Annotated in this window: 22 protein-coding genes and 1 pseudogene; 13 read left to right on the plus strand and 10 right to left on the minus strand. The window is 72.1% G+C overall.

What is annotated here, in order from left to right:
• Positions 1 to 51: 51 nt before the first annotated feature.
• The 5 genes from ABZ693_RS22360 (at position 52) to tatA (ending at position 5137) form a co-directional block, all read left to right on the plus strand.
• Positions 52 to 1035, plus strand: a complete 984-nt coding sequence (locus ABZ693_RS22360; RefSeq protein WP_359879981.1) for a class I SAM-dependent methyltransferase — start codon at positions 52 to 54, stop codon at positions 1033 to 1035.
• Between the two features lie 236 nt (positions 1036 to 1271).
• On the plus strand, positions 1272 to 1544 hold the full coding sequence (locus ABZ693_RS22365; RefSeq protein WP_359879982.1) for a hypothetical protein: 273 nt from the start codon (positions 1272 to 1274) through the stop codon (positions 1542 to 1544).
• A 243-nt stretch (positions 1545 to 1787) separates the two neighbouring features.
• On the plus strand, positions 1788 to 2147 hold the full coding sequence (locus ABZ693_RS22370) for an ArsR/SmtB family transcription factor (protein WP_359879985.1): 360 nt from the start codon (positions 1788 to 1790) through the stop codon (positions 2145 to 2147).
• Positions 2140 to 4749, plus strand: coding sequence for a magnesium-translocating P-type ATPase (gene mgtA / locus ABZ693_RS22375; RefSeq protein ID WP_359879987.1), 2610 nt, complete (start codon positions 2140 to 2142; stop codon positions 4747 to 4749). The genes ABZ693_RS22370 and mgtA overlap by 8 nt, the downstream gene beginning before the upstream one ends.
• Before the next feature lie 163 nt (positions 4750 to 4912).
• Positions 4913 to 5137 carry a Sec-independent protein translocase subunit TatA gene (gene tatA / locus ABZ693_RS22380; RefSeq protein ID WP_359879990.1) on the plus strand — a complete coding sequence of 75 codons (225 nt, stop codon included), beginning with the start codon at positions 4913 to 4915 and terminating at the stop codon, positions 5135 to 5137.
• A 35-nt stretch (positions 5138 to 5172) separates the two neighbouring features.
• On the opposite strand, the gene ABZ693_RS22385 is transcribed toward tatA, so the two are convergent.
• Positions 5173 to 5616, minus strand: a complete 444-nt coding sequence (locus tag ABZ693_RS22385) for a sec-independent translocase (RefSeq protein ID WP_359880034.1) — start codon at positions 5614 to 5616, stop codon at positions 5173 to 5175.
• Positions 5617 to 5877: 261 nt separating this feature from the next.
• Here ABZ693_RS22385 and ABZ693_RS22390 point away from each other — a divergent pair.
• Positions 5878 to 7026 (plus strand): annotated as a pseudogene (locus ABZ693_RS22390) (IS110 family RNA-guided transposase); the annotation flags it as partial.
• On the opposite strand, the gene ABZ693_RS22395 reads toward ABZ693_RS22390, so the two are convergent.
• The 4 genes from ABZ693_RS22395 to ABZ693_RS22410 form a co-directional block, all read right to left on the minus strand.
• The gene (locus ABZ693_RS22395; RefSeq protein ID WP_359879993.1) at positions 7019 to 7504 is read right to left on the minus strand and encodes a hypothetical protein; all 486 of its coding nucleotides are present in this window, start codon (positions 7502 to 7504) and stop codon (positions 7019 to 7021) included. The pseudogene ABZ693_RS22390 and the gene ABZ693_RS22395 sit on opposite strands and share 8 nt — an antisense overlap.
• Positions 7505 to 7701: 197 nt before the next feature.
• Entirely contained in the window at positions 7702 to 8250 is a 549-nt protein-coding gene (locus ABZ693_RS22400; RefSeq protein ID WP_359879996.1) for a TerD family protein, read from the minus strand.
• 188 nt (positions 8251 to 8438) lie between these two features.
• Positions 8439 to 8705 carry a hypothetical protein gene (locus ABZ693_RS22405; protein WP_359879999.1) on the minus strand — a complete coding sequence of 89 codons (267 nt, stop codon included), beginning with the start codon at positions 8703 to 8705 and terminating at the stop codon, positions 8439 to 8441.
• A gap of 131 nt (positions 8706 to 8836) precedes the next feature.
• Positions 8837 to 9499, minus strand: coding sequence for an ArsR/SmtB family transcription factor (locus ABZ693_RS22410; protein ID WP_359880001.1), 663 nt, complete (start codon positions 9497 to 9499; stop codon positions 8837 to 8839).
• 104 nt (positions 9500 to 9603) lie between these two features.
• On the opposite strand from ABZ693_RS22410, the gene ABZ693_RS22415 reads away from it, so the two are divergent.
• The 4 genes from ABZ693_RS22415 to ABZ693_RS22430 all read left to right on the plus strand — a co-directional run bounded on the left by ABZ693_RS22415 (position 9604) and on the right by ABZ693_RS22430 (position 16857).
• The gene (locus tag ABZ693_RS22415; protein ID WP_359880004.1) at positions 9604 to 10839 is read left to right on the plus strand and encodes an MFS transporter; all 1236 of its coding nucleotides are present in this window, start codon (positions 9604 to 9606) and stop codon (positions 10837 to 10839) included.
• Positions 10840 to 10982: 143 nt separating this feature from the next.
• Positions 10983 to 12044, plus strand: a complete 1062-nt coding sequence (locus ABZ693_RS22420; protein WP_359880006.1) for a sulfotransferase family protein — start codon at positions 10983 to 10985, stop codon at positions 12042 to 12044.
• Positions 12031 to 13089 carry a quinone oxidoreductase family protein gene (locus tag ABZ693_RS22425; RefSeq protein WP_359880009.1) on the plus strand — a complete coding sequence of 353 codons (1059 nt, stop codon included), beginning with the start codon at positions 12031 to 12033 and terminating at the stop codon, positions 13087 to 13089. Before ABZ693_RS22420 ends, ABZ693_RS22425 begins: the two co-directional genes overlap by 14 nt.
• Positions 13090 to 13542: 453 nt before the next feature.
• Entirely contained in the window at positions 13543 to 16857 is a 3315-nt protein-coding gene (locus tag ABZ693_RS22430) for a S8 family peptidase (protein ID WP_359880012.1), read from the plus strand.
• A gap of 126 nt (positions 16858 to 16983) precedes the next feature.
• On the opposite strand, the gene ABZ693_RS22435 is transcribed toward ABZ693_RS22430, so the two are convergent.
• The 4 genes from ABZ693_RS22435 to ABZ693_RS22450 are packed head-to-tail and all read right to left on the minus strand — an operon-like array spanning position 16984 to position 20787.
• Positions 16984 to 18177 carry an ABC transporter permease gene (locus ABZ693_RS22435; RefSeq protein ID WP_359880014.1) on the minus strand — a complete coding sequence of 398 codons (1194 nt, stop codon included), beginning with the start codon at positions 18175 to 18177 and terminating at the stop codon, positions 16984 to 16986.
• Positions 18174 to 18989: an ABC transporter ATP-binding protein gene (locus tag ABZ693_RS22440; protein ID WP_359880016.1), complete on the minus strand. Its 816-nt coding sequence runs from the start codon at positions 18987 to 18989 to the stop codon at positions 18174 to 18176. The genes ABZ693_RS22435 and ABZ693_RS22440 overlap by 4 nt, the downstream gene beginning before the upstream one ends.
• Complete coding sequence (locus ABZ693_RS22445; protein ID WP_435842503.1) at positions 18986 to 20026, minus strand: peptidoglycan-binding protein; 1041 nt, start codon at positions 20024 to 20026, stop codon at positions 18986 to 18988. The genes ABZ693_RS22440 and ABZ693_RS22445 overlap by 4 nt, the downstream gene beginning before the upstream one ends.
• Before the next feature lie 32 nt (positions 20027 to 20058).
• Positions 20059 to 20787, minus strand: a complete 729-nt coding sequence (locus ABZ693_RS22450; RefSeq protein WP_359880020.1) for a hypothetical protein — start codon at positions 20785 to 20787, stop codon at positions 20059 to 20061.
• A gap of 96 nt (positions 20788 to 20883) precedes the next feature.
• Between ABZ693_RS22450 and ABZ693_RS22455 the strand changes: the two genes are divergently transcribed.
• Genes ABZ693_RS22455 through ABZ693_RS22465 form a run of 3 tightly spaced genes read left to right on the plus strand, consistent with a single transcriptional unit; the run spans position 20884 to position 23602 of the window.
• On the plus strand, positions 20884 to 21576 hold the full coding sequence (locus tag ABZ693_RS22455) for a response regulator (protein ID WP_359880023.1): 693 nt from the start codon (positions 20884 to 20886) through the stop codon (positions 21574 to 21576).
• On the plus strand, positions 21573 to 23099 hold the full coding sequence (locus ABZ693_RS22460; protein ID WP_359880026.1) for an ATP-binding protein: 1527 nt from the start codon (positions 21573 to 21575) through the stop codon (positions 23097 to 23099). The genes ABZ693_RS22455 and ABZ693_RS22460 overlap by 4 nt, the downstream gene beginning before the upstream one ends.
• Positions 23096 to 23602 (plus strand): hypothetical protein, encoded by a 507-nt coding sequence (locus ABZ693_RS22465; protein WP_359880028.1) that lies wholly within the window; start codon positions 23096 to 23098, stop codon positions 23600 to 23602. Before ABZ693_RS22460 ends, ABZ693_RS22465 begins: the two co-directional genes overlap by 4 nt.
• A 136-nt stretch (positions 23603 to 23738) precedes the next feature.
• Here ABZ693_RS22465 and ABZ693_RS22470 read toward each other — a convergent pair whose 3' ends face one another.
• On the minus strand, positions 23739 to 24140 hold the full coding sequence (locus ABZ693_RS22470) for a hypothetical protein (protein WP_359880031.1): 402 nt from the start codon (positions 24138 to 24140) through the stop codon (positions 23739 to 23741).
• Positions 24141 to 24366 lie beyond the last annotated feature (226 nt).

Here is a 24366-nt window from a genome sequence, read left to right on the forward strand (position 1 = left end):
CCGGGCGGCGGGGAACCCGAGACGAACGTCGAAATGGATGAGGAGAGCGCGATGTCACGCGTCAGTTCCCCTGAGACCGCAGCCGATCTCGCCGCCGTCGCCGCCCTGCTGGAAATGGCCGACCGCCTGAACATCCTGCCGCTCCTGGAGCGCGGCGAGCCGGTCACCGCGGCCGAGCTGGCCGTGGCCGCCGAGGTGCCGGAGGAGGGCATGAGCGGATTCGTGTCCGCCCTGGTCGCCGCGGCGCTGCTGGTGCCGGCCGGGGTCAAGGACTTCCGGATCGCGGACGACTTCGCCGACCGGATCCACGAGTCGGGCTACCTCACCTGGTCGCTCCGGGCCAACCAGCCGTACCTCCAGAACCCCGCCGCGTTCCTGCGCGACCCGGCCGGCGCCGCCGAGCAGTTCCAGCGCAACGGCCGTGAGGTGGCGGTCAGTTCGCGGTGGATCGGCAGCCAGAGCTTCTACCCGGCCGCCACCGAGACGATCCTGGACGCGCGGCCGAAGCGGATCGCCGACCTCGGCGCCGGCGCCGCCGGTCTGCTGATCGACCTGCTCGGCCGGCTGCCGGAATGCACCGGCGTCGCCCTCGACATGAGCGCCGGCGCCTGCCAGGAGGCGGCCCGCGCGGCGCTGGCGGCGGGCGTCGGCGACCGGCTCGACGTGGTGGAGCGGCCGATCCAGTCCATCGCCGACGACCCCACGCCGGTGGCCGGGGCCGATGTCATCCACGCCGGGTTCGTCTTCCACGACATCGTGAAGGAGGGCGACGTCTTCGACCGGGTGCTGCGTCAGTGCCGGGAGGCGCTGCGGCCGGGCGGCATCATGGCGATCACCGACGCGGTGCCGTTCGCGGCGGCGGAGCGCGAGCGCCGGTTCAGCGCGCTGTTCAGCTACCTGCACGCCGGGTTCATGGACGTGGCGCTGCCTCCGGAGGAGGACTGGCTGGACCGCTTCCGCCAGGCCGGCTTCGACCAGGCCCGCTGCGTACCGCACCGCTTCCCCGGCGGCCGGCTCTTCATCGCCGCCAAGTGACGTACTCCCCGGCCTGAGGTCCGGGAATTCCGGTCCGGGCCCCACGCACGGCCCCACGACCCCCGCGTGTCCCTTCACGGACGCGCGGGGGTCGAGGCCGTCCCGGCATCCGCGGCTCCAGCGGATCCGGGTGTCCTGTCGCCGGTCCGGGCGAGGCCGGCTCGGCCAATCGGCCCGCGCTGTCGGCTTGTCGATCGATACGGTGGGGGCGATCGCCGCTTCCGGGAGGAGAGCCGATGGATCGCGCAGACAGGTACGAGGCTCTGGCGCGTGGTGCGCTGTTCGTCGCCGAGTCGGCCGAGGACGCGTACCGGCTGGGTGCCCTTGACCGCTTCCTCAAGCCATGGATCCGGGACAGGCTTCACTCCCTGGGCGGCCTGCTCGACAGTTGCGACACCCCACGTCAACTGGCCGAGGACACAAGGGCCTTCGCCCGGACCGTCGCCACGTACTCGGAACTGCGGAACCAACGGAATCACGCCGGAGCTCGCCGCGATCTACGACCCTGATCGTCACCGGCGGCGAGCGGCGGATGACGGCCACGGGGACTGACCCGTCCGGCGCCGCACAGGAGAGGGTCCCTGTCCGGGGCCCGGGCGGACGGCCGCCGGCCTGGAGGCCGCCGCGCCGCGTCCACGTGGCCCGCCTGGCGACGGCTGCCCGGCCGCGGTGCCGGCCACGAGGAGCGGGGACCGCTCCGGGACAGCTCTAGACTGGGGAGCCTTTGGCGTACTCGGGACGGGAGAGCAGTGGTGGCGGCAGAAGTGGGCGGCTACGCGGATCCTCCTGTCGAGGTTCTGGCGGAGGCCGCGGCCGCCTTCGGGCTTCTCTCCTCGCCCGCGCGGCTGCACATCGTGTGGGCGCTGGCACGGGGCGAGAGCGATGTGACCGGGCTCGCGAAGCGGGTCGGCGGCGCGCTGCCCGCGGTCAGCCAACACCTCACCAAGCTGAAACTGGCGGGCCTGGTGCGCTCCCGGCGCGAGGGCCGGCGGCAGGTCTATTACGTGGACGATCCCGATGTCGTGGCGGTGGTCCGGATGATGGTCGGGCAGCTCACCGCCCGGGCCGTCGAGACCCCGGCGCTCACCCGGCGCCGCGGCTTCGGTGTCTGAGGCGGCGGCCCCGGACCCGCGGGTCTGGAATTCCGGCGGAGAGCCGGCGCCGGCGGACACGGCGGAGCCGGTCGCGCTGACGGCGCTGCAGCTGCTGCGGCACCTCGACAGCGGGCCTCGCGGTCTGACGGACACGGAGGCCGAGCGGCGACTGGCCCGACACGGACAGAACGTACTGCCCGCCGCGCGGCCGGTTTCCTTGTACCGGCGGGTTCTGCACAGCCTGCGCGACCCTTTCACCGCCGTTCTGCTCTGCCTCGGCCTGGTGTCGGTGGTCGTCGCCGCTTGGGGCACCGGGAGCGTGATCCTCTCGCTGGTCGCGGTCAGCTGCCTCCTGCGCTCGTCCGGCGAGCACCGGGCCGATCGCGCCATGGCCGCGCTGCGCGAGTCGGTGGTCAGCACGGCGACCGTGCTGCGTCGCCCCGATCACGACGGACCGGTGACCGGGCCCCGCGAGATTCCGGCCGCGGAGCTGGTACCCGGTGACATCGTCCGCCTGGGGCCCGGGGACCTGGTGCCCGCCGACGTACGGCTGCTGCGCGCCAGCGGTCTGCGCGTCCACGAGGCGGCGCTCACCGGCGAGTCGGCACCGGTGGCCAAGTCCCCTCTCGACGCCCCCGACGGCACGGACATCGGGCCTTTCGCCCGGCCGCACGTGTGCTTCATGGGCAGCAGCGTCGCGTACGGCAGCGCGACCGGCGTGGTCGTCGCCACCGGCGCCCGTACGCGCCTCGCCGCCGCCCACCGGACGACCCGGCGGCGCCGCGACAGCGCCTTCGACCAGGCGGTGCACGGCATCTCCTGGACTCTGATCCGGTTCATGCTGATCACCCCGCCGCTCGTACTCATGGCCGGCGCCACGTTGCACGGGCGCGGGCTGGAGACGCTTCCCTTCGCGGTCGCGGTCGCGGTCGGGCTGACCCCCGAGATGCTGCCCGTGGTCGTGACGACCGTACTGGCCCGGGGCGCCGCCCGGCTCGCCCGCACCCACAAGGTGATCGTCAAACGCCTGCCCGCGCTCCACGACCTCGGCGCCGTCGACGTCCTCTGCCTGGACAAGACCGGCACCCTCACCCAGGACCGGCCCGTCGTCGCGCGAGCCGTGGACGCGGAGGGCCGAGACGACCCCGCCGTACTGCGCTGGGCCGGCGTCAACGCGTGGTGGACGCTGCAGCTCGCCGAACTGCCGACCCCCGACGCCCTCGACGAGGCGATCCTCGACGCCACCGGCGAGGAGGAACCTCTCGGCTGGGACGGCGTGGCCGCGCTGCCCTACGACCCGGTACGCCGCCTGGCCACCGCCGTCGTACGCGGCCCCGGCCGCCTCGGCACCCACACCCTCGTCGCCAAGGGTGCCGTGGAGAACGTCCTCGAACGCTGCGCGCTGGACGATGCCGAACGCGAGCGCCTGCTGGCCATGGCCGCGCGCGAAGCGGACACCGGGGCCCGGCTGCTCGCCGTGGCCCTCGCCGAGCGCCCCGCCCGCCGACGCGCCTACACACCAGCCGACGAACGCGGACTCGCCTTCCTCGGGTTCGTCGTCCTGCGCGACGCCCTCGCTCCCACCGCCGCCGAAGCCCTCGGCAGCCTCGCCGAGCACGGCGTCGCCGTCCGCATCCTCACCGGCGACCACCCGGGCACCGCCGCCCACACCTGCCGGGAGCTCGGCCTCGCGCCAGGCCGGGTGCTCACCGCCACGGACATCGACCGCCTCGACGACGACGCACTCGCCGAGGCCGCCCGGAGCACCACCGTCTTCGCGCGCTGTGCCCCCGAGCACAAGGCCCGCGTCGTCGGAGCGCTCCGGGCCGGCGGGCACGTGACCGGATTCCTCGGCGACGGCGCCAACGACGTGCCCGCGCTGCTCGCGGCCGATGTCGGCATCTGTCCGAAGGGCGCGGTCGACGTCGTACGGGAGACCGCCGACGTGGTCCTCGCCGAGAAGGATCTCGCGGCGGTCGACCACGCGATCACCGCCGGCCGGTTCAGCAGCGCCGGCATCGCCACGTACCTGCGCATCACTCTGTCGTCGAACCTCGGCAACGTCATCGCCATGCTCGCCGCGGCGCTCCTGCTGCCCTTCCTGCCGATGCTCCCCGCCCAGGTCCTGGTGCAGAACCTGTGCTTCGACGCCGCACAGCTCGCCTTCGCCTTCGACCGCCCCGCCTCCGGCGCGCTCCGGCGCCCGGCACGACTGCGGCCACGCGGATTCCTGCGGTCCCTCACCGGTTTCGGACTGCTCAACGCCACCGCCGACGTGGCCACGTTCGCCGTGCTGCTCCTCACCACGAGGTCGGCCACCGACGCCCAGGACGTCTTCCACGCCGGCTGGTTCACCGAGAACCTGCTCACCCAGGCCCTGGTGATGATCGTGCTGTCCGGCATCCGGTCGGCCGGGGCGGGGCGTGCCTCCAGCCCGGTGCGGTGCGCGGCCGGCGCTCTCGCCGCCATCGGCGTCCTGCTGCCCCTGTCCCCGCTCGGTCCGATGCTCGCCATGGCCCCCCTGCCCCCGCTGTTCTACCTGCTCCTCGCCGCCGTCCTCGCGGTGTACACGGTGGCTCTCAGGGTGGAGAAGCTCCGCTTCGACAGGCGACACGCTTAAGCACTGCCGCGAGTAGCACGACTGCGGGGCCTGTCACGCGGGGCAGCCTGGGGGCGCCCCGTGCGTGCGTGCGCACTCACCGACGGATATACAGTTGCGCAATGTAGCAAGTGTGCCGGGTCGGCTCCGGAGGGGCGGACCGCATCGAGGGAAGGGTGATCACGTGTTCCACAACGCACTGCAGCCATGGCATTTGCTGGTCGTGGCGATCGCGTTCATCGTACTGTTCGGGTCAAAGCGGCTCCCCGACGCCGCCAGGTCGCTGGGCAAGTCGCTGCGCATCCTCAAGAGCGAGACGCGAGCGATGCGGGACGACGGCGCGCGGGAGGCGCCGGCGACCGGCCCGGCACCCGGACCCGCCACGGAAGGGCACCCGCCCGTGCGGTGACCCGGGCCGGCGAACCCGGGCCGCCCGCCACCCCGTCATGTCGCGTCGGGGTCGAAGGACGGCGTCGGCCGCACGGCCGGGCCCTTGGTCAGGTCCACCCCAGCGGCCGGAGCAGCGGCCTCCGCCGGCACCTCGGCCGAGGTGCCGGCCGCTTCGCGCACCATGTCGGCGATCCGGGTCGGCTCCGGGCGCGGATCCAGAGCGTCGCGGAGTTCCGTGAGGCCGAAGAGGTCACCCTCGCCATCCAAGATGTGCTTGCGAACGAGCGCCTTCGGATGCAGGTCCTCGAACTCGAAGTCCTCGAACTCCGGGCCGAGTTCCGCGCGAATCCCCTGCTTGGCGCCGTCCGAGAACTCCCGCACCTCGCGCAGGAATCCCGTCACGTTCTGGATCACCTCGGGCAGCTTGTCGGGCCCGAAGAGCAGAACGGCGACGACTCCCAGCGTGAGGATCTCCAACACGCCTACATCACTGAACACCGGATCGTCCTCTCCTTCACGTGCGCCCGTCGCCGACACGCGAGCGCCTGGCCCGCCGCCGACGCGGCCGCCCCCCCCCATTACCGTCTTCGTTGGCTCCGCAATGGGGCTCCCGGCCTCCGGGCCCGGCATGACTTCCCCCCCTTGTTAACCATGATCCGGGGGGTGGTGTCACCGGACACGGAGGCACTGACTGACCGCTGATTAGGGGCTTGACCACCGACTTTCCGCAGGTCGGGAGGCTCTTCGTAATAAGGCGAACACCACGCCACCGCTGTGACCCCGGCCGGGAAGAAGGTGTTCGACAAACGGCTACCCAACACCGAGCCCAAACTCCGCGAGCTCTTCGCGAAGTTGCAGGCCAAGCACGGCACCGTGCTGGTGGTCGTCGACCAGCCGGCCTCGATCGGAGCCCTGCCGCTGGCGGTGGCGAGGGACATGGGCTGCCCGGTGGCCTACCTGCCCGGATTAACGATGCGGCGGATCGCCGACCTCTATCCCGGCGAGGCCAAGACCGACGCGAAAGACGCGTTCATCATCGCGGATGCCGCCCGCGCGATGCCCCACACGCTGCGGTCCATAGACCTCGAAGACGAGACGATCGCCGAGCTGGAGATGATCGTCGGGTTCGACGACGACCTGGCCGGCGAAGCGACCCGGGTCGCGAACCGGCTCCACGGCCTGCTCACGCAGATCCATCCGTCGCTCGAGCGGGTGCTCGGGCCGCGGTTGCAACACCCGGCAGTTCTGACCCTGCTGGAACGGTTCGGGTCACCGGCCCAGATCCGCAAAGCCGGCCGACGCCGACTGGTCACGCTGCTGCGGCCGAAAGCCCCGCGGATGGCCGAGCGACTGGTCGAGGACATCTTCACCGCGCTGGACGAACTGACCGTGGTGGTGCCAGGCACCGAGGCGGCCGCGCTGATCGTCCCAAGCCTTGCCGGCTCCCTCACCGCCGTCCTCGACCAGCGGAAACTGCTGGCCGGGCGGATCGAGGAACTGCTGGAGTCCCACCCTCTTTCCAAGGTCCTGATCTCGATGCCGGGAGTCGGCATCAGGACCGGAGCCAGGATCCTCATCGACGTCGGCGACGGCAGCAACTTCCCCTCCGCCGCCCACCTCGCCGCCTACGCGGGTCTCGCCCCAGCGACCCGCAACTCAGGCTCATCGATCCGCGGCGAACAGCCCTCCCGGAGGGGAAACAAGCAGCTCAAACGGGCCTTCTTCCTCTCCGCGTTCGCCGCCTTGGCCGACCCGGCATCCCGGGCCTACTACGACAAGAAGATCAGCCAGGGCAAACACCACACGCAGGCTCTGCTCTGCCTCGCCAGACGGCGGGCCGATGTCCTCTTCGCGATGCTCCGTGACGGCACCTTCTACGAGTCCCGGCCCGCGGCCGCGGTCACATGACCAGCGGCTCAGCCAGAAGGACGACCCGATCGGCCTCGACATCGAAGCCGAGTACCGGATGGCCGTAGTCGCCCTCCGGATCCATCAGGACCGGCTTGCCCAAGCGTCGCCCGATCTCCCGGAGGAAACCGCAGAACACATCAAGTCGCTCCTGGCCCTGCAACTCCCGCAGGTCAACGTCGAAGTCGATGACCTCGTCGTCAAGGAAACGAAAGATCGCCAGCACGTCGGAAGCCAGCCAGACCCGCAGGTCCGCGCACTCAGCGTCCGCCGGGCGGGACAGCGCGGTCTCCGCACGGGGCACCGGCAGCACCGTCTCACCTTCGGAGTACTGGAACTTCCAGCCTTTCTCCACGACAAGATCGAGGACCGCCTGCCAGTCCTCCACCGAGGCATCCGGGACACGCACGTCCGGCAACGACCCCATCAAGTCCGGGTCGAAGAAGGAACTCACGTCATCCCACAGCAGATCAGCCACCCCGCCATGCTGCCTGGCTCACCGACCCAACGCACCCCCGTTTCGCTTGACCAAAGACATAGGGGCACCCCCCCTCACACTTTAGAGATTGCGCAAGTATGCATTCATGGGGCCCTGAAGACGCTACGCCGAATGGCGCGAAGAAGATCACCTCCCCGGCATCCCTCGACGAAGCGTTCAGCGAGGGAAGGAAGAGTTCACGCTGATGGATCTTCAAGGCTGTGGGCTCTGCCCATCTCGGCGATGAAGGCCGCCGGTTCACTGTCGTAGCCTCGGATCGCCGGGTACATGCACCACCGACCGGTGGAGTCCCGTACGAACTCCGCGATCGTCGCGGCCGTCGCTCCGGCGACCCGCCCGAAGTCGTCCTTCAGCAGCTCCGTGTACTTCTCGATCACCAGCACGCCGGCATTCCGGATGTCGCCGAAGGTGCGCGGGCCGCCGTCCTGGTGAATGGCCACACCGACGACGACCCTGCCATAGGCGGATGACAGCCGGTCGAACTCCAGGGTCATCACCTCGACGAACCCGAAGCCCTGCCCGGTCGTGCTGTGCCGGGGCATGGTGATGGTGCCGTCCGGGGAGCGGCTGTCGTAGTGGACGACGTACGCCGGCCGGCCGTACCGGTCGGCGTCCGAGTAGGTCGCCGCGACGATGTCCAGGTGGCGCGGGGGCTCCCTCCATGAGCTGGGATCCCACTTGAGCCTTACCTCGATCTTCCCGAGTCCCTCTCCGGCACCGCTCATCGGATGTCCCCTCCCCACGCCGGACCAGAATGGAGTCGAACCGGCCCCGTGGCGATCAAATGGTGTCCGCGAACCGCACTTTGATGCTTCTTCGGCTGCTTCCGTCGAGCTCGGGTCCACCCTTTCGCGGTGGCAGGTGGTGGCGCTCGGCGGTACGCCATGAACCTCGGCGAGTCCCCGGTAGTCCACTACGTCCCGCCGGCGACCAGAAGGATGATCCGCTCGGCGTCGAAGACCGCCCATCGGGCTTCCGGGAGACCCGAGAGCCGCAGCCGGCACAGAGTGAGGCCGTCCGGGTCGGTCCACCATCCGGTGATCACACCCGGCCAGGGGCATCCTGTCCGGTCGTACACGGCCACCTGCCGGTACGCGGCCGGCGCCTCCTCCTCGGGTGGCGGTGCGCACCCCCGCGCCAGTTCTCCGAGCAGTCGCTCCACGGTGGTCGTGTCGCCCACGGTTCCCGCCCTCCCCCCGACAGCATCACTATTTCATTATTGCGCAACTGTTGAGGTAATTCACCGTGGGAGGGTGCCGCAATGCGCGCACCGGCCTGGGGCCCACCCAGGCGGTGCGCACGTCGAACCGGTTACGCGGGGGGCTCCCCCGACGGTTCCTTGGGCGCCCAGAACATCAGCAGGAACTCGACCGGCACGACGGCGTTCTCCTCGTCGTCCGGCCGGTTGAACTCGTCCATCAGCGCGGTCAGGCGGGACCGGAACTCGGTGGCCCGCTCCGGGGACAGCCGGCGGTCCAGCGCCACCACCATCGGGCCGAGCGGATCCGGCTTGTCCGCGGCCCCCGCCCCGGCTCCCGACTCCTCGGCCCCGGCTTCGGGTTCCGGCTGGAAGCGGCCGCTGATGACGTCCCGTACGAGCCGGTCTCGGAAGTCGTTCAGCGTCGCGGCGAACGCGTCGGCCAGGTCGCCCGCGTTACCGGGCGCGGCCAGCAGATCGCGGCTCAGCCGCAGGGCGAACTGCGCCACCTGGTACTGGCTTTCCTGGATGCCGGAGACCATCCGGGTCTGCGCCACCTTGATCAGGCCCGCCGACTCGAGCACCTTGATGTGCCGGTAGAGCCGGGTGGGCGGCTGGTCGAGGAGCCGGGCGATGTCCTTGACCCGGTGCGCGGCCTGCACGTCGCTCATCATCGCCCGGAGGATCGCCAGCCTCAGCGGGTCGGACAGGGCCTTCAGCGTCTCCACGTCGTCCACCTCCCGGACGATCACCCTCGCGTCGGCATCGTCAGCCATGGACCCCACTCCGTTTCCTCGTAGCGAACCATTCATTCACATGCTAGCGTTCACGCATGAGTGAACGCTTACGTCAGAGTGATAGCGAAGCTCCCGCCCCGCCCGTGCCTCTGCGCCGCAACCGGCGATTCCAGACGCTGTGGATCGGCGCCGCCGCGGCCAACCTCGGCCTCGAGACCGTGGAGGTCGCCTATCCCCTGCTGATCATGGCCCTGACCGGGTCGCCGGCGCTGGCCGGTCTGTTCGGCTTCACCCAGATCGGCACCGCCCTCCTGGTCGGACTTCCGGCCGGCGTGGTGGTCGACCGGTGGGACCGCCGCCGCATCCTGCTGATCTCCGAGGCGGTCCGCGCGCTCACTCTGGCGTTCATCGTCCTCGGTCTGATGGCCGGCCGGGCGAACTTCGGCCTTCTGATCGCGGCCGCCGTCGTCCTGGGTACGGGTACGGCCTTCGGCGCGCCGGCCCGCATGCTGCTGATCCGCGCCGTCGTACCGGACGAGCAACTGACCGCGGCGCTCAGCCAGGACGAGGCACGCAGCGGAGCCGCCGCCCTGGCCGGACCTCCGCTGGGCGGCGCGCTGTTCCTGGTCTCCCGGGCGTTCCCGTTCCTCGCGGCGATCGCCGGCTTCGTGATCTCGTTCCTGTGCGCCCTGGTGATCCGGGTGCCGGAGGCCGCCAGGCCCGCCGAGCCGGCGGACGACGCGGCGGCGGGCGGCGGGAAGAAGAGCGCGCTCGGGCCGCTCACCACCGCCTTCTCCGGAGTGCGCGAACTGGTCGGCGACCGGCTGCTGCGCTCCGCGCTCGCCCTGGTCAGCATCTTCTACTTCAGCATCACCGCCGCGATCCTCATGGTGATGGTGACCCTGCGCGACCAGCACCACTCCCCCCGCGCGATCGGTCTGGCCCTCACCGGCACGGCCGTCGGCATGCTCGCCGGCTCGGTGCTCGTGCCCCGCCTCAACCGGCTGCTCAGCCCCGGCGCGCTGCTGCTCGCCGCGTCCACCCTGACCACCGTCGCGGTGGCCCTGCTCGCGCTGCCGCTCGGACCGGTCTGGGTCTTCGCGATGCTCACCCTGGCGGCCCTCGGGCTGCCCGCGCTGAAGATCCTCGTCGACATCATGATCTTCCGGCAGACCCCGGACCACCGGCGGGGCCGCGCCATCGCCGCGACCATCACCCTCATCGGCGCCGGATCGCCGCTCGGCTCCCTGGCCGGCGGTCTGGCCCTGCAGTTCCTCGGCGTCACCGGGGCCATCGTGCTGATCGCGGGCGTCCAGGCCGTGATCACCGCCGCCGGACTCGCGAACCGGCACGTCCGGTCCGCCCGCTGGCCCGCCTGAGCACCTGAGCACCTGAGCACCTGAGCACCTGAGCACCTGAGCACCTGAGCCTCAAACCCCCCTGGCTCCTCGTCACCTCCCGCCCCCCAATGCCCCCTCTCGCCTCCTCGCCTCCTCGCCTCCTCACGAAAGCGAGCTCCGTCATGCTCAAACAGCCCATCTTCATCGTCGGCCACCCCCGTTCCGGCACCAGCCTGGTCCGCAGTCTGATCGAACGCAGCGAGCACGTCTGGAGCATCGGCCGCGAGGGCAAGCCGATCTGGGAACGCGACAGCCTGCACCCGGGCCGGCGCGGCTGGCACTCCAACGCCCTGGACGCCTCCGACGCGACCCCCGAGGTGGCGGCCCGGCTGAACGCGGACCTGCTCGCCGCCGCGCGCAAGCCCGGCGCGGAGTGGTCCGTCGCCGACAAGCTCGACTTCCTCGACTTCCTCAGCGCCCAGGGCCTGCGCCCGCACTACTACGACGTCCCGCTCAAGGCTCTTCAGGAGCGCTTCCCCGGCGATCTGCCGGAGGGGCCGCCCACCACCCGCGACGGCGGCGAACTCGACGAGATCACCCCGTTCTGCTTCCCGTCGCGCGGCGAACGCCCCACGGAGGCCGAACTCGCCTCCGGCATACGGCTGGTGGAGAAGAGCATCCAGTCCTGTTTCCGGATCCCGTTCCTGCGGGCCCTCTACCCGGACGCGAAGTTCGTGTTCGTCGTGCGCGATCCGCGCACCAGCATCGGCTCCCTGATGGACGCCTGGCTCAACCCGCGGATGTTCTTCTCCTACCAAGTGCCGGTGCCGCTGCGCATCCAGGGCTACTCGGACGTGTTCCCGTGGGGCAAGGAGTGGTGGAACCTCAGCCTGCCGCCCGGCTGGCAGGACTGGGTGGACCTGCGCCTCGCCGAGGTCTGCGCGCGCAACTGGCTGACCCACAACCGGGCCGTCCTGGACGCCGCCCGCGAGCTCGCCCCCACCGGCGACTCCGTGCTCGTACGCTACGAGGACGTGCAGGCCGACCCGGTGTCCACGATGGAGGCCGTGGCCGAGGCGGTGGACCTGCCCTTCTCCGACGCCTGGGGCCGCCGTGACCTCCCGGTCGTGATGACCCAGACCACCCCCGACCCGGACAAGTGGCTCCGTCACGCGTCCGAGATCCGCCCCGCCCTGCCGCTCGTCCGCGAACTCGCCGAGGAAGCCGGCTATGTCGGCCTCTGAACCGTCCGGCACCCCGACCGCTCCGGCCACCCCAGCCACCCCAGCCACGCCGACCCCGCCGACCCCGCCCACCATGAAGGCCATCCAGGTCGGCCGGCCCGGCGGACCCGACGTCCTCGAACTCGTCGACCTGCCCCGCCCGTCGCCGGGCCCGGGCGAGGCGCTGGTGCGGCTCGCCGCCGCCGGCGTCAACTACATCGACGTCTATCTCCGGTCCGGCCAGTACCCGAACGAGCTGCCGTTCGTCCCCGGCCAGGAGGGCGCCGGGACCGTCGTCGAGATCGGGCCCGGGGTGCGCGAGGTCGCCGTCGGCGACACGGTCGCCTGGGCGAACCTGCCCGGGGCATACGCGGAATACGCGATGCTGCGCGCCGACCGGCTGGTGCCGGTGCCGGACGGGCTGGCCCCCGACCTGGCGGCGGCCGCCCTGCTGCAGGGCATGACCGCGCACTACCTGTGCCACGACACGTATCCGGTGCGAACCGGCGACACCGTCGTCGTGCACGCCGCCGCGGGCGGTGTCGGCATGCTGCTGACCCAGCTCGTACGGCTGCGCGGCGGCACGGTGATCGGCACCGCGTCGACCGCGGCCAAGGCGGCGGCCGCGCGGGCAGCCGGCGCGGCCGAGGTCGTCGACTACCGGCCGGGCGCGCTCCTGGAGGCCGTACGGCGGCACACCGGCGGCCTCGGCGCCGCCGCGGTGTTCGACGGCATCGGCGGTCCCACGTTCGACGAGAGCCTGGCCTCTCTCCGCCCGCGCGGAGTCCTGGCGGTCTACGGGCAGTCGGGCGGCGCGGTGCCGCCGTTCGACCTGCAACGCCTCAACGCCGGCGGGTCCTTGTACGTCACCCGCCCGAACCTGGCCCATCACGTCCAGGACCGGGCGGAGTTGCTGCGCCGCGGCACCGCCGTGCTGCGGCTGGTCCGCGACGGGCACCTCGGCGTCCGCGTCGGGCAGCGTTTCCCGCTGTCCGGCGCGGCGGACGCGCACACGGCTCTCGAAGCCCGGGCCACGATCGCCAAGACCCTGCTCACCTGCGACTGAACCACGGCTCCGGGCCCGGAGAGAGAACGGTTTCACCTGGGCCCGGATACAGCCATTCGACGAGCGTGCCCCCGCCGCGCGGATCCCCGACACGGGAAAAGCCCGTGAGGCTTGGGCCGGAGCGCGATCCAGGGCGGGCTCTCGGCGCCGTTGTCGCGGAGGGATCACACCGCTGTCACACAGCGGTCACACAGTCATCATGGCCCCGTCGAACACGCGGACCCCGACGTGACCAAAAACCACACGTCCCAACTCCGCTTGCCACAACCGACGTTGATCAACCCGAGCCGGCCCTCACATACTGCGCTGACCAGCAGCGGGCGTTCTCGTACCCCGGCTGGAACCAACCACTCCGCCTCATCCCACTCTCCTGGGGGAGTCTTGCGCGCACATGTGAAGAGAACACGCGCCTTCACCATCGCAGCGGCCACATCGGTGGCCCTGACCGCGGGAATGACCAGTCCCGCGACGGCCATCGTGACCACCACGACGGCCTCCTCACCCGGCACTCCGAACATCGCCCGCGTCGGCGGCGAGCAGCGGATCCCGCTCGTCACCGGCGACACGGTGACGGTCGACGCCAAGGGCCGGATCGTACGCTTCGAGCCCGCCAAGGGCCGCGAGCGCGTCCCCGTCCAGGTGCAGCGCACCAAGGACAGCACCCTGGTGATACCCGCCGACGCGCAGCGCCTGCTGGCCACGGGCCGGCTGGACCAGCGGCTGTTCGACGTCAAGGCGCTGGCCGAGCCGCGGCTCCGCAAGAGCCACGGCGCCGGCCTCAAGCTGATCGTGCAGTACGAAGGAGGTGCCGCCAACGCACGCGCCGACGTGCGCGCGGCCGGTGACACCCAGGTGCGGCGCACCTTCCCGACGATCAACGCCGACGCCATCCGTACGTCCCCCGACGACACGGCCCGGGTGTGGGACGCGCTGACCGACCAGCAGAAGCCCGGTATACGGGTCGCCTCCGCCGGCATCCGCAAGGTCTGGCTGGACGGGGTACGCGAGGCGAGCCTGGACCGCAGCACCTCGCAGATCGGCGCCGACAAGGCGTGGGAGTCCGGGTACGACGGCACGGGCGTCAAGATCGCCGTCCTCGACACCGGCGTCGACAAGACCCACGACGACCTCAAGACCCAGGTCGTCGCCGAGAAGAACTTCTCCCGGTCCCCCGATGCCGTGGACCGGGTCGGACACGGCACCCACGTCGCGTCGATCGCCGCCGGCACCGGCGCCAAGTCCGGCGGCACGTACAAGGGCGTCGCCCCCGGCGCCAAGGTGATCAGCGGGAAGGTCCTCGACGACGAGGGCTTCGGAAGCGACTCCGACATCATCGCCGGCATGGAGTGGGCCGCGGCCGAAGGGGCCGACGTGGTCAACCTCAGCCTCGGCAGCCCCGACGGCCCCGATGTCGACCCGCTGGAGGAGACGGTCGACAGACTGACCGCCGAGAAGGGCGTCCTGTTCGCCGTCGCGGCGGGCAACGACGGCCGGTTCGGCGCGTCGAGCCTGAGCTCACCGGGCTCCGCGGACGCCGCGCTGACAGTCGGCGCCGTCGACAAGGACGACGTCCTGGCCTCCTTCTCCGGCAGCGGCCCGCGCGCCGGTGACGGGGCCGTCAAGCCGGACGTGACCGCGCCCGGCGTCGACATCGCCGCGGCCGCCGCCCCCGGCAGCCTCATCGACACGGATCCCGACACCCCGCACCCGGCACCGGGGTACCTGCAGATCGACGGCACCTCCATGGCGACCCCGCACGTCGCGGGCGCCGCCGCGCTCCTGAAGCAGAAGAACCCCGGCTGGAAGTCCGCCGAGCTCAAGGGCGCGCTGTCCGGATCGGCCACGCCCGGCACCGCCACCGTCTTCCAGCAGGGCACGGGCCGGGTCCAGGTCGACAAGGCACTCGGCCAGAGCGTCGTCGCCGAGCAGGTGTCGCAGAACTTCGGCACGGCCAGCTGGCCGCACGCCGACGACAAGCCCGTCACCCGCAAGGTCACCTACCGCAACCTGGGGACCACGGCGGTCACCCTCGACCTGTCGATGTCCGTCGTCGATCCGGCGGGCAAGCCGGCCCCGGCGGGGTTCTTCACGCTCGGCGCCTCGAAGGTGACCGTGCCCGCCGGCGGCACGGCCGGGGTCGACCTCGTCGCCGACACCCGGATCGGTGACACCGACGGCGCCTTCGCGGGCTACGTCACCGCCACCGGCGGGGGCCAGAGTGTCCGTACCACCGTGGTGGCCGTCCGGGAGGTGGAGTCCTACGACCTCACGCTCAGGACCATCGACCGTGACGGCACCGACGCCGAGTACTTCTACAACTTCCTGGTCGGCGTCAAAGGCCTGGCGGCGGGCTTCAGCGCCCGTGTCGACTTCGCACCGGGCAGCCACACGATCCGGGTCCCCAAGGGCTCGTACGCGCTCGACACGGGCGTCTACCAGGACCCCTCGGACCTGACCGCGGGCACGGACTGGATCGCCCAGCCGGAGCTGGAGATCTCCGGGGACACCACCGTCACCCCGGACGCGCGCACCGCCAAGCCGGTGGACATCACCGTGCCCGGCGTGGAGAAGGCGGCCTCCGCCGAGTTGTCCTACATGCACTCCGAGACCGACGCCGGCGGCGTCGGCAGCGGCTGGTACCTGTCGGGCCTCACCGGATTCCGTACCGCCCACGTGGGACCGGCCATCACCGACGGCTCGCTCACCCAGTTCTGGTCCGCGTACTTCCTCAAGGACGCCACCACCCAGTACGCGGTGGCCTTCGGCGGCCCGACGAACACGCTCGGGACCGGCTACACCCGGCAGGTGAAGGCGAACGAGCTGGCCACGCTCAAGGTCGGACTCGGTGCCTCCGTCGCCGGGAAGTCGGCGGGAGTGTCCATGATCCCCGTGATGCCGGACGGCGCCGCCGGCGAAGGCTTCTGGCCGACGCAGACGGCACCGGGCGTCCGTACCGTCCACGTCTCCACCGCCGACGGGGTGAAGTGGAACACGGCGGTCGCGCAGCTCGGTGAGCCCGACCAGTGGGGCCTCCCCGCGATCGAGGGAAACCAGTCCATGGCCCAGCCGAAGCGCTACGAGGCCGGCCGGACGTACCAGGAGACCTTCAACACCGGCGTCATCGGCCCGGTCCTGAGCAAGGACACGGGTGTCTTCCGTACCGCTCCCCACACGAAGTCGGGCCGGGAGCTGATCGTCGGCGCTCTGCCGCTGCTCGGCGACGGCGCGGGCCACCAAGGCGACGGCCCGTACACCTCGGCCACCACGACGCTGTACCGCGACGGCGTCAAGGTCGCCGAGAACGACGACCCGCTGCGCGGCGCGAAGCCCTTCACGGTCGACAGCGCCGACGCCGCGTACCGGCTGACGACCTCCGTCGAGCGTCCGGCGACCGTCGCCGCGACCTCCACCCGGATCGACACCAGCTTCTCGTTCCGTTCGAAGCAGGTCGCGGAGACCACCGCGCTGCCGGTGTCCATGGTCGGCTTCGCGCCGCCGGTCGACCTCTCCTCGCGCGCCCCGGCGGGCCTCCCGGTCGTGGTCCCGGTGACCGTGCAGGGTTCGGCCGCCGGCTCCAACCTCAAGTCGCTCGCCGTGTCGGTGAGTTACGACGGCGGGAAGACCTGGAAGGCCACCCCGGTCCTGAACGGCACGATCCTCGTGAAGAGCCCGGCGAAGGACGCCGGTATCGCGCTCTCCGCCGAGGTCACGGACAAGCAGGGCAACGCGTCGAAGGTGACCATCCAGAACGCGTGGCTCGGCAAGTGATGTCACGCTGACGACCGGGCTCCGCGTCCTCCACCTCGCGGTGCCGGAAACCACGGACTGACCTCGAACAGGGGCGCCTGCCCCGGGCTTCGGCCCGGGGCAGGCGCCCTCTTCGTGTCCGGTGCCTCAGATCGAGTTCAGCGCCACCGTCGGGTGGACCCGCGAGGCACGGATCGCCGGGTAGAGGCCGGCGGTCACACCGATCAGCAGCGTGGCGCCGAGGCCCCCGGCCAGCGACCACGGCGGGACCACCGCCGTCCAGCCCTGGACCCGCGCGAAGCCGTACGTCGCCGCCGCGCCGAGCAGCGCGCCCGTCGCCCCGCCCAGTGCCGAGAGCAGCAGCGACTCGGTCAGGAACTGGAGCCGGATCGCGCCCCGGGTCGCGCCCAGCGAGCGGCGCAGACCGATCTCCTGACGGCGTTCCAGGACGGAGACGACCATGGTGTTGGCGACTCCCACCCCGCCGACCAGCAGCGCCACCGCGCCCAGGCCGAGCATCAGGGTCGTCAGGCCCTCGTCGGTGGCGGCCTTGGCGGCCAGCGCGTCCGAGGGCCGGGAGATCTTGATGGCCGCCTCGTCGCCGGGGCTGATGCTGCGGGCCAGGACCGCCCGGACGTCCATGACCGAGTCGTCCGTGGAGCGCTCGAAGACGGTGGTGGGATGGCCGTCGAAGCCGAAGTAGCGTTCGGCGGCCGGGAATCCGACCATGGCCACCCGGTCGAGGCCGGGGGCCAGTTCGATGGGATCGAGGATGCCGACGACGGCCACGCGGGTGTCGTTCATCATGATCGTCTCCCCGGGGCCGGTGATGCCGAGGCGCCGGGCCGCCACCGCGCCGAGCACCGTCGTCGGGAGGCGTTCGCCGGCCGGGGTCAGCCACCCGCCCACGGCGACCTCGCCGCCGAGCGCGGCCAGCAGGTCGCCGCGGACGGCCTGAGCGGTGACGCCCGCGGTGCGCTCCTCGGGGACCACGTCGCTGCGGCGGATCCGGGCGTCGATGTCGGCACTCGCCGTGGCGCGCTGCACCGGGCCGATGCGCTCGACCATCGCGACCGCGTTCTTGGGGAGCTTGACCGGCCGCCCGGTGGGGTCCTTGCCCGCCTCGGCGGTGAGGAGGTTGGTGCCGAGGCGGTCGAGCCGCGCCATGAGATCCGCGCGGCTCGACTCGGACAGCCCGACGACGGCCACCATGGTCGCGATGCCGAGGGCGATGCCGAGCGCCGAGAGCACCACCCGCGCCCGCCGCGCGCGCAGACCGACCGCGCCGACGCGCAGGATGTCGCGGGAGGAGAGACGGGCGGGCCTGAGGTCGTGCGTCATGGGCCGGCCTCCTCGGCCGCCGCGTCGACGCCCGCACCGGCCGGGCCGTCCGAGCGGCTGCCCGAGCGCGTGTCCGAGACGATCGCGCCGTCCTTGAAGCGGACCCGGCGCGGCAGCGCGTCGGCGATCTCGTTGTCGTGGGTGATCACGCAGACAGTGGTGCCGGACGCGTGCAGCTCGCGCAGCAGCTCCATGACGATCGCGCCGGAAGCGGTGTCCAGGGCCCCGGTCGGCTCGTCGGCGAGCAGCAGCCGGGGCGTGCCCACCAGGGCGCGGGCGATGGCCACGCGCTGCTTCTCGCCGCCGGACAGCTCGTTCGGCGTGTGCGAGCCGCGGTGGTCGAGACGCACCCGGGCGAGCGCTTCCCGCGCCCGGGCCCGCCGCTGCCTCAGCGGAACGCCCGTGTACAGCAGCCCGTCGGCGACGTTGTCGACCGCGTCCCGTCCCGCAGCCAGGTGGAAGTGCTGGAAGACGAAGCCGATGTGGCGGGCGCGCAGCGCGGAGAGCCGGGAGTCGGAGAGCGCGGACACGTCGTAGCCGGCGATCCGGACGGTGCCGGTGGTGGGCTTGTCGAGCGTGCCCATGATGTGGAGCATGGTGGACTTGCCGGAGCCGGACGGGCCGACGACGGCGAGGAGTTCGCCCTCCTCGACGATGAGGTTCACCTCGCGCAGGGCGTGGACGCCGCCGGGGTACGCCTTGCCCGCTCCCCGCAACTCGATGACGGGTACGGGGGCGGGGACGGGGACGACGTCGGGGTGCCGGGGGGATGTTCGGGCGAGGTGTCGGGTGGGATGTCCGGTCGGAGTCATGAGGCCGCCATCCCGACCTTCAGGCCCGGGCGGAGATCCGGTCCGGAGACCTCGATCCGCCCGTCGGCGGTCATGCCCGTCTCCACCCGCACCATCCTCGACGTGGTGCCCTCGACGACCTGGAGGCCGTACCCGCCCCGCTCGCCGCGCAGCGCGACGACCGCCTCGACGGGGACCGCGAGGACTCCCTTGCGGGCCTCGCTGACGAACTTCACGCTCGACGGCGCCTTGGAGTCCTCGCCGGACGCCGCGCCCGCCCCGCCGTCCAGGACGACCTCGACGGTGATGCCGTCCCGGGCCGCGCCGCCGCCCCCGTCCTCGGCGGCCTCGGGGCGCACCGTCCCGGCGACGTGGCCGGCCACGGTCTTCCCGCTCGGCAGGGTGACCTCGACCTTGGTGCCCCGCGAGGTGAGCGCGCCGTCGGTCTGTTCCAGTTCCGCCCGGACGACGGGCTTGGTGGAGGCGACCGTGAGCACCGCGCCGTCCGGGCCGACCTGGTCGGCGAGGGCCGCGTCGGCGGAGACCACCTTGACCGGCCCGGGCTGGAAGACGATGTCGCCCCGGCCGACCCGGCCGGTGGGCTCGCGGTTCAGGTCCTTCTGCCAGCGCTTGACGGCGGCCGCGGTGTCCGAGTCGTACCGGACGTCGACGTACAGCCCCGCCCCGTATCCCAAGTCGCGTAGATTGCGCTCCAGTTGGAGAACGTCGCTGCCCCGGTCGCCGGGCTTCATCCCGCGGAACATCGGCACCGGCCCGTAGAGGAGGGAGACGGGCTTGTCGTTCAGTTCGTACAGGGCCTGCCCGCGTGTCAGCGTCTTCCCTTCGGGGGCGGCGACCGTGACGGTGCCTTCGACGGCGGACTTGACGGGGCGGCGCTGGGCGAAGTCGAGCCGGCCGTCGACGGTCTTGGACTGGACGAGGTCGGCGCGTTCGACGGTCGCGGTGGCGGGCGGCAGCTCGCCGGCCTTCCCAAAGGAGTCCGGATCGGCGCCACCGCCGAGGAAGTAGAACCCCCCGGCGACGGCGGCGACGGTCATCGCGCCGAGCGCGACGAGTACGGTGCGACGTTTCACTGCATGCCCGCCACGCTGTCGATGAGCTTCGACCGGCAGGCCTTCTGGGCCTTCTTGTACGCCGGCGACGCGGAGTCGAGGGCCGGGTTCGCCGGGTTCGGGTCGCCGCCCGGCTGGGCGATGCCGCCGCTCATGGTGGGGTTGGTGAACCGGGAGACGCCGTTGTCGCGCATGCACTTCGCGTGGGCGAGCATCGACTCGTACCCCTTCTGCTCGTCGCGCCGGGGCTCGGCGGCCAGCGCGTCGCGCAGCTCGGAGCCGCAGGCCTGCTTCCGCCCGCCCTTGTACGCCTCGTTCTGGCCGGGCTTGGAGGCGATCTCCTCGACCTTCTCCCAGTCGAGATAGCCGCTGAGCTTGGGGTCGGGGAAGTCCTTGAAGCCGCCCTTGCCGCGCATGCACTGGACGTACTTCATCTGGGCGTCGTAGAACTCGCCCTTCGAGGTGTCCGCGCCCGCACCCGCGCCCGTGCCGCCGTCCTTGTCCGTGCCCTTGTCCGCGGCGCCCGGCGCTGCCGGCACGTCGGCGATCTCCGAGCTCTCCTTCGCTCCCTCGGTGCTGTCGGCTCCGCCGCCGCAGGCGGCGGACAGGGCGAGAACGGGTACGGCGACGAGCGCGGCGAAGCGCAGCCGGGCGGCGGCGGTCACGGGGGTGGGTGTGGTGGTCCTGGGTACGTCGGTGATGTTCATGGGCAGCACGTTCGCCGCCTGGCGTGATGGCGGGTCCATGACCATGTGATGGGACGGTAACAATGCCCCCGACCTGCGGATCCGTCCCCCGGTCGCCCTAGCCGGACGGTGTGTGGGCGTGCCCATAATCGGGCCATGGCGCATGTGCTGCTCATCGAGGACGACGTGTCCGTACGGGACGGAATGGAGCTGGTGCTGCGCCGGCACGGTTACGGGGTGGACACCGCGGCCACCGGCGAGGAGGCCCTCGCCCTGCTCGCCGGGGAACACGGCGCCCGGGTCGAACTCGCCGTGCTGGACCTGATGCTGCCCGGCATGGACGGCTTCGAGGTGTGCCGCCGCATCCGCGCCCGCTCGGCGACCCTGCCGGTCATCATGCTGACCGCGCGCGGCGACGACGCGGACATCGTGACCGGCCTGGAGGCGGGCGCGGACGACTATGTCGTCAAGCCCGTCACCGCGCCCGTCCTGAAGGCGCGCATCCGGGCCGCGCTGCGACGCGCGGAACCGTCCGCACGGCAGGAACCGGACACGGACCTCGCCGGCCTGGTGATCGACCGTGCCGGACTCACCGTGACCAGGAACGGCGTCCCCGTCCCGCTGCCGCCCACCGAACTGCGGCTGCTGCTGGAGCTGTCGGCCTCCCCGGGCCGGGTGCTGAGCCGGGAGCAGCTCCTCGAATCCGTCTGGGACCACGGCTTCCTGGGCGACTCCCGGCTGGTGGACGCGGCGGTCGGCCGGCTGCGGGCCAAGATCGAGCATGTCCCGTCGAAGCCCCGGTTCATCCAGACGGTGCGGGGCTTCGGCTACCGCTTCGGGCCGCTGTGAAGCGTACGCGCGAGAACAGGGATCGACCACGCGGACGTCCGCGGCGGTTCGTCGGCGGGCTGCGCACCCGGCTGGTCGTCACCTTCGTCCTGGTCGCGCTCGTCAGCGCGGTGACCGCGACCACCCTCGCCTACCGGGAGGCCCGCACGGCCGTCCTGCGGCGTACCCAGGACACCGCCGTCCACGATCTGCGGGAGCGGACCACGGCCGTCGCCGCCGACTTCGACCTGCCGCCCGACCAGCGGTCCCTGGCCCGGTTCGCGGCGCAGGTCTCGGACGGCCTCGGCGCCCGGATCGTGGTCGCCCGCTACCGGGACCTCGCCGCGACCTCCGACCGGTACGCCGACACCTCGGGCCGGATCACCGCCGAGCTGCGCGCCGCCGTCAGGACCGGGGACGACGCGCGGTTCCAGCGGGTGACGTGGCGGAGCGAGCCCTATCTGGTCGTCGGCATGCCCGTGACGTACGCCGACGGGGACCGCCGCACCTCGGGCCTGGAGGTCTACGCGATCACCGACCTGCGGGCCGAACGCGACGACACCGCCGCCCTGTTGGCCTCCGTGCGGGCCGGCACCGTGCCGGTGGTGCTGCTCGCCGCCGTCCTCGCGCTGCTGGCCGCCGGGACGGTGCTGCGTCCGGTACGGAAGCTGGGCCGGGCCACCCGGGCACTCGCGGGCGGCCATCTCGGCAGCCGGGTCGCCGTCCGGGGGCACGACGAACTCGCCGATCTGGCCCGGACGTTCAACGAGACCGCCGACGCGCTCCAGGCGTCCGACGCCGAACTGCGCGAGCAGGAGGCCAAGGCGCGCCGCTTCGTGGCGGACGTGTCGCACGAACTGCGCACGCCGCTGGCGGCGATGACGATGGTGGCGACCGTACTGGAGGAGGACGCCGACCAGTTGCCGCCGGACGCCGCGCGGGCGGCCCGCACCGTCGGCGCGGAGACGGCGCGCCTGGCCCGCCTGGTCGAGGATCTGATGGAGATCTCCCGCTTCGACGCCAAAGCGGTCCGGCTCAACGCGGCCGAGACGGATCTCGCCGGCACGGTCCGGGCGTCGCTGGCGCTGCGCGGCTGGACGGATCGGGTCGAGGCGCACCTCCCGGAGGGGCTGCGGGCGGTGGTCGACCGACGCCGGATCGACGTGATCGTCGCGAACCTGGTGGGCAACGCGCTGCGCCACGGAGCCCCGCCCGTCGTCGTGACGCTCGCGGCGGACGGGGCGTGGGTGACGCTGGAGGTCGCCGACCACGGCCCGGGGCTGCCGCCGGAGGCCCGGGAGCGGGTCTTCGACCGCTTCTACAAGGCGGACGCGGCGCGCACCCGCGGCGCGGCCGACGCCGGCGGGCAGGGCAGCGGCCTCGGTACGGCGATCGCGCTGGAGAACGCGCGGCTGCACGGGGGCACGATCGATGTCGCCGGTGCGGCCGAGGGGGCCGAAGGGGCGGGCCGGGGGGCCGTGTTCACGCTGCGGCTGCCCCTGCGCCGTGCGGACGAGGAAGACGAAGGAGAGGCGGCGGAGTGAAGGTGCGGCACACGGGCACGGTCGCGGTGGCGGTCGCCGTGCTCGGGACGGCGCTGGCGGCCTGCGGGGTCCAGCCGACCGGGGTGGTCGGCGCGGGCGAGCCCGCGTCCGGGCTGACGCGCGGCATACGGCTGTATTACGCGTCCCCCTCCGGACTGCGCGGGGTGCCCGTCCTCGACCGGAAGGTCGAGAGTCTCGACGGGGTCCTGAAGCTGCTCGGCCAGGAGCCTCCACCCGCCGAACAGCGCGACGGACTCACCTCGCTCGTCGAGCTCGGCGGCTACTCGGCGACCGGGAAGGGCACCCGGGTGACCGTCCGCGTCGAGGGGCCGTACAGAGAGGCGACGCCCGCCCAGGGCACGGGGCAGCTGGTGTGCACGCTGGCGCGGGCCCAGTCCGTATTCGACCCGAAGGTCCGGGCCGACGACGTCGAGGTCACCCTGCGGCCGTCCGAGGGCGACCCGCTGGGCCCCTACCGGTGCGCGGAGTTCCGGGGCGGGTGAGTGGTCCGTAGGTCCGCGCGTCCGTACGACGCCGGCGCGGGATCAAGGCCACGGTCCCCGAACGCACCGACCGGTTCGGGCCGCGCGGGCAGCCTCGCCGATTCCCGTGACGAGCCCCCGGACGCACACGATTCGGTCAATGATCCCCCAGGCGGACGTCGTAGTAGCGCTCGCCCGCGACCAGGACAGAGGTGACGTGGACCGGAAGCCCTTGCGCGGTGCGGGGCACCTCTTGGCTGGTCTGCCGGGTGAAGCCGAGGGAGACACCGGGAACGAAGGGGTACCCGGGCTCGGACGTGTCGACGGTTCGGCCGCGCGCGGCCGCCCGCCGGAAGAGCTCCTCGGCGGGCGTGGCGAAGACGTCGTCGCCGTCGAGCAGGACCCGCACGTCGCTCTCCCGCCCCTCGCCCGGCCACCACAGCTCGACCGCGGTGACCGACGTACCCGGCTCCTCCAGCAGGATGTCGACGCGCACGGTGCCGCAGGAGGTGCGGATCGTCTTCTCGTCGTCGTCCTGCTCGACCTCGCGGGGCCCCACTGGGACACCGCCGTGACCGCTTCGTCGAGGGACATGCCCAGCCGTACGGGGCCGGCGCCGCGAGGCGGGTCCAGCACGATGTCCACAGATCTCCTTCGCGCTCCGCACTCCGATGACCGTACGGACACCCTTAGTACTGCAACCGCATCTGGGGTGTGTGGCCTCGGCGTTTGTAGTGGGAGCGTCGGGCTCGGGCCTGGCTGCGTCTGCGGAAGCGTGACCAGTG

The organism is Streptomyces laurentii (genome assembly GCF_040635425.1).
GTDB classification, from domain to species: Bacteria; Actinomycetota; Actinomycetes; order Streptomycetales; family Streptomycetaceae; genus Streptomyces; species Streptomyces laurentii.